General features: G+C 70.6%; 3 protein-coding genes. All 3 read right to left on the reverse strand.

Annotation, left to right across the window (positions count from 1 at the left end):
- Positions 1 to 302: 302 nt before the first annotated feature.
- On the reverse strand, positions 303 to 923 hold the full coding sequence (locus tag A612_RS14890) for an OmpW/AlkL family protein (protein WP_019375240.1): 621 nt from the start codon (positions 921 to 923) through the stop codon (positions 303 to 305).
- Between the two features lie 133 nt (positions 924 to 1056).
- Complete coding sequence (locus tag A612_RS14895; RefSeq protein WP_019375241.1) at positions 1057 to 2061, reverse strand: DUF808 domain-containing protein; 1005 nt, start codon at positions 2059 to 2061, stop codon at positions 1057 to 1059.
- 111 nt (positions 2062 to 2172) lie between these two features.
- Positions 2173 to 5176, reverse strand: a 3004-nt coding sequence (gene purL, locus A612_RS14900) for a phosphoribosylformylglycinamidine synthase (RefSeq protein ID WP_019375242.1), incomplete at its 5' end; no start/stop codon positions are given.

A 5176-nucleotide genomic window follows, 5' to 3' on the forward strand; every position in this document is an offset into this window, starting at 1 on the left:
TCGGCGCCGGGCGGCAGGCTCCCGGCCCACACTAGCGCAGTGCGCGCATCGCCCGGGGCGCTGCCGGGCGCGCTTCGCGGGCGCGTGCCCGCAAGGAAGGGAGGGGTGACTGAGGAGAGGAAGGCGGCGGGCATAGGAAGCCTACCCTACGCGCCGCCGCCTTGCTCGGCTGCGCGCCATGGGCGTTTGCGCGGGTAGGACGCCGCCCCGCGCCCCACGCACAAAAAAGGCCGGCACCCTGGGGCGCCGGCCAATCACCATGAAGAAACGATCGCAATCAGGAAATATTGCGGGCCCGGCGCTCAGAAGCGCCAGCCCAGGCCCACCCCGGCCAGCAGCGGATCGACCTTGAACTTGCCCACCTTGGCGCCGGCCGAGTGCACGTCGGTGCCGATGAACACCTTCTTCACGTCCAGGTTCAGGTACATGTTCTTGGACAGCGGGATGTCCACGCCCAGCTGCAGCGCGCCGCCCCAGCTGTTCTTGTCGATGGACGGCTGCAAGGCCGCCTGCACCGCCGGGTCGAAGCGCACGCTGGAGAAGCGGGTGTAGTTCACGCCGGCGCCCACGTAGGGCTTGAAGCCGCTGAAGTTGGTGAAGTGGTACTGCAGCAGCAGCGTCGGCGGCAGGTGCTTGAGCGAGCCGATCTGGCCCAGCCCATCGGCGCGCAGCTTGTGCTTTTGCGGATAGGTCAGGATCAGCTCGGCGGCGATGTTCGGCGTGAAGAAGTACGACACGTCCAGCTCGGGGATGAGCTTGTCGTTGACCGAAAGACCCAGGCCAGTGCCGTCCTTGTTGGCACTGTCCAGGTTGACGGCGCGCACGCGCACCATGAAGGGGCCTTCGGAAGGGGTGGACTGCGCAAGGGCAGCGCCCGAGGTCAGCGCGCAGACGGCGGCCAGGGCCAGCAGGGACTTTTTCATCGTGCTTGTCGGTATGCGTTGGACACGGGGACGGCCCCCGTGCCCTGCATTAGGCCCACGAGCAAAAGGGTCGGGATTGCTGCAGATCAAACTTTGCTGCACTGCGCGCGCCCTGCCGCCGGCCGGAGCCGGTTCAGCGCTGCGGTGCGCCCGCCTCGGCCTTGCCCAGCGCCGGGCGCAGCCGCTGCACGAGCGTCCATGCTCCCAGGGCGGCGCTGCCCACCACGAAACCCACCAGCATGTGCAGCAGGTGCGGCAGCAGCAAGGCCCAGGCCCGCCCGCCCGGCCATGCAGCCACGGCCCCGGCCGCGCCTTCGATGGCCTGCGCCAGCGGCGCGATGCCGTGCGCGAGGATGCCGCCGCCGACCAGAAACATCGCAGCCGTGCCGGCCACGGTCAGGAATTTCATCAGCTTCGGCGCCGCCGCCACCAGCATGCGCCCCAGGCCTGCCGAAAGCCTCCCGCCGCGGCGCGCCAGCCACAGCCCCACGTCGTCCATCTTGACGATGCCTGCCACCACGCCGTACACCCCCACGGTCATGACCAGCGCGATGGCCGACAGCACCACCAGCTGCTGCAGGAAGGAAGCTCCCGCCACGGTCCCCAGGGCGATGACGATGATCTCGGCGGACAGCACGAAATCGGTGCGGATCGCCCCCCGCACCCTGCGTTTTTCCATGCGCTGCACCTCGGCCGGTCCCCAGTCCTGCGGGAGCCGTTCGCGCTCGGCCTGGGCCGTCTCCTCGGCCGAGCCGCCACGATGCAGGATTTTCTCGCTGCCTTCCATCGACAGGTAGGTGCCGCCCACCATCAGCAGCGGCTGCACGGCCCACGGCGCGAGCGCGCTCACGAGCAGCGCCGCCGGCACCAGGATGGCCTTGTTGACCAGCGAGCCGCGCGCCACCGCCCAGACCACCGGCAGCTCGCGCTCGGCGCGCACGCCGCTGACCTGCTCGGCATTGAGCGCCAGGTCGTCGCCCAGCACGCCCGCGGTCTTGCGCGCCGCCACCTTCGCCATTACCGACACGTCGTCCGCCATGGCCACGCTCTTGCGCGCGGCAAGTTTCGACATCAGCGCCACGTCGTCCAGCAGCGTGGCGATGTCGTCGAGCAGGGTCAGGAGGGTGGCGCCGGCCATGGAAAAGCGCGTGCAAGAGTGGACGGATGGCCGACTGTGCATGCCTTCGGCCGCAGCGCATGTCGGACAAGCGCTGCAGGCCGTGGCCGTGGACGCCGCGGGCGCCGGGCCTCAGCCCACCCAGCGGCGCGCGTTGCGCCACAGCCGCATCCAGGGGCTGTGCGCTTCCAACCCGCCGCTGGCCGCCAGGTCGGTCCAGCTCATCTGGATGTTGCGAAACACCCGCTCCGGGTGCGGCATCATGGCCGTGAAGCGCCCGTCGGCAGTGGTCACCCCCGTGAGGCCGCCGGGGCTGCCGTTCGGGTTGAAGGGATAGCGTTCGGTCGGCCGACCGTGGTTGTCCACGTAGCGTAGCGCCGCCAGTGCGCGCTCCTGGTGGCCGCGCTGGTGGAAATCGGCGAAGCCTTCCCCATGCGAGACCACGATCGGCAGGCGCGAGCCCTCCATGCCGGCAAGGAAGATGCTCGGCGACGGCAGCACCTCGACCATCGACAGCCGCGCCTCGAAGCGGTGGCTCCGGTTGGTCGTGAAGCGCGGCCAGTCCTGCGCGCCCGGAATGATGTCGGCCAGCTCGGCGAACATCTGGCAGCCGTTGCACACGCCCAGGCCAAAGGTGTCGGGGCGGGCGAAGAAGCGCTGGAACTGCTCCGACAGCCGTTCGTTGAAGGTGATCGAGCGCGCCCAGCCGATGCCCGCGCCCAGGGTGTCGCCATAGCTGAAGCCCCCGCAGGCGACGATCCCGGCGTACTGGTCCAGTTCGGCGCGACCCGACTGCAGGTCGCTCATGTGCACATCGTGCGCCTCGAAGCCCGCCTCCGTGAAGGCGTAGGCCATCTCCACGTGCGAGTTCACGCCCTGCTCGCGCAGCACGGCCACGCGCGGCCGGGCGCGGTGCACGAACGGCGCCGCCACGTCCTCGGCCGGATCGAAGCCGAGGTGCACGTGCAGGCCGGGATCCTGCGGATCACCGGCGGCGGCGTGCTCGCTGTCGGCGCATTCGGGGTTGTCGCGCTGCTGGCAGATCTTCCAGCTCACCGAGTCCCACACCTGCTGCAGGTCGGCAAGCTGCGCGCAGAAGATCTTCTTCGCATCGCGCCAGACCTGCAGCTCGCCCTTGCCCTCGTCCATGGGACAGCCCTCGGGCCGCGTCTTGCCCACGTAGTGGCTGCAGGCCGCCAGCCCGTGCTCGCGCAGCACCTGCATCGCCCGGTCGCGCTCGGCCGTGCGCACCTGCAGCACCACGCCCAGCTCCTCGTTGAACAGCGCGCGCAGCGTCCGCTCCTCGCGCCGGCCGCTGGCCTGCTGTGCCCAGTTCTTCGCATCGCCCGCATCCATGCGGCTGTCGCTGATGCCGTCGCCTTCCGTCACCAGCAGGTCCACGTTCAGCGCCACGCCCACCCGCCCCGCAAAGGCCATCTCGGCCACCGCCGCCAATAGGCCGCCGTCGCTGCGGTCGTGGTAGGCCAGGATCAGCCCCTGGCGGCGCAGCGCGTTCACCGCCTCCACCAGCCGCACCAGATCCTGCGGATCGTCCAGATCCGGCGCCTCGTCACCCGTCTGATCGAGCACCTGCGCAAGGATCGAGGCGCCCATGCGCATGCGCCCGCGCGACAGGTCCACGAGGAGCAGCGTCGTGTCCAGCTCCCGTGCATCGAGCTGGGGCGTGAGGGTGCCGCGCACGTCGGAGAGCGTGGCGAAGGCCGAGACCACCAGGCTCACCGGCGAGGTCACCTTGCGCTGCTGCCCATCCGCATCGGTCCATTGCGTGCGCATCGACAGACTGTCCTTGCCCACCGGGATCGAGATGCCCAGCCGCGGGCACAGCTCCATGCCCACGGCGCGCACGGTCTCGTACAGCGCCGCATCCTCGCCCGGCTCGCCGCAGGCCGCCATCCAGTTGGCCGAGAGCTTGACGCGCGACAGCTCGATCGGCGCGGCCAGCAGGTTGGTGATCGCCTCCGCCACCGCCATGCGCCCCGAGGCCGGGGCATTGAGCACCGCCACCGGCGTGCGCTCGCCCATGGCGAAAGCCTCGCCGGCGAAGCCTGCGTAGTCCGCCAGCGTCACCGCCACGTCGGCCACCGGCAGCTGCCACGGCCCCACCATCTGGTCGCGGTGCGTCAGGCCGCCGACGCTACGGTCGCCGATGGTCACGAGAAAACGCTTGCTTGCCACCGTCGGGTGGGCCAGCACGTCGATCACCGCCTGCTGCAGCGCAACGCCGTCCACGTCCAGCGGCGCGAAGTCGCGCGGCACGCTCTGCACATCGCGGTGCATGCGCGGCGGCTTGCCCAGCAGCACGTCCATCGGCATGTCCACCGGCCAGCGCAGCGCGTCCGTCTGCCCGGCGGCCGTGTCCTCCAGCACCAGCTGGCGCTCCTCGGTCGCCACGCCCACCACCGCAAAGGGGCAGCGCTCGCGCTCGCACAGCGCGCGGAAATGCTCGAGCGATCCCGGCGCGATGGCCAGCACGTAGCGCTCCTGGCTCTCGTTCGACCAGATCTCCCGGGGCGCGAGGCCCGACTCCTCCAGCGGAATGGCGCGCAGGTCGAAGCGCGCGCCGCGGCCGGCGTCGTTGACCAGTTCGGGAAAGGCGTTCGACAGCCCGCCCGCGCCCACGTCGTGGATCGCCAGGATGGGGTTGGCTTCCCCCTGCGCCCAGCAGTGGTTGATGACCTCCTGGGCGCGGCGCTCGATCTCCGGGTTGCCGCGCTGCACCGAGTCGAAATCCAGCTCGGCGGCATTGGTGCCGCTGGCCATGGAGCTGGCGGCGCCGCCGCCCATGCCGATGCGCATCCCGGGGCCGCCCAGCTGCACCAGCAGCGTGCCGGCGGGAAACTCGATCTTGTGCGTCAGGCGCGCGTCGATGCTGCCCACGCCGCCGGCGATCATGATCGGCTTGTGGTAGCCGCGCAGCACGTCGCCCACCTGCTGCTCGTACTCGCGAAAGTAGCCCGCCAGGTTCGGCCGGCCGAATTCGTTGTTGAAGGCCGCGCCGCCCAGCGGGCCCTCCACCATGATCTGCAGCGCGCTGGCGATGTGCGCCGGGCGCCCGATCTCGCTGCCCCACAGGCGCGAGACCGTGAAGCCCGTGAGTCCCGCCTTCGGGCGCGAG

It is taken from the genome of Melaminivora alkalimesophila, assembly GCF_000282995.1.
In the GTDB taxonomy this organism is placed as follows: Bacteria; Pseudomonadota; Gammaproteobacteria; order Burkholderiales; family Burkholderiaceae_C; genus Melaminivora; species Melaminivora alkalimesophila.

What these genes read in the sequence shown, in the direction of transcription:
- A612_RS14895 (WP_019375241.1), bottom strand. Translation starts at nt 2,061, where the DNA reads ATGGCCGGCGCCACCCTCCTGACCCTGCTCGACGACATCGCCACGCTG.
- A612_RS14890 (WP_019375240.1), bottom strand. Translation starts at nt 923, where the DNA reads ATGAAAAAGTCCCTGCTGGCCCTGGCCGCCGTCTGCGCGCTGACCTCG.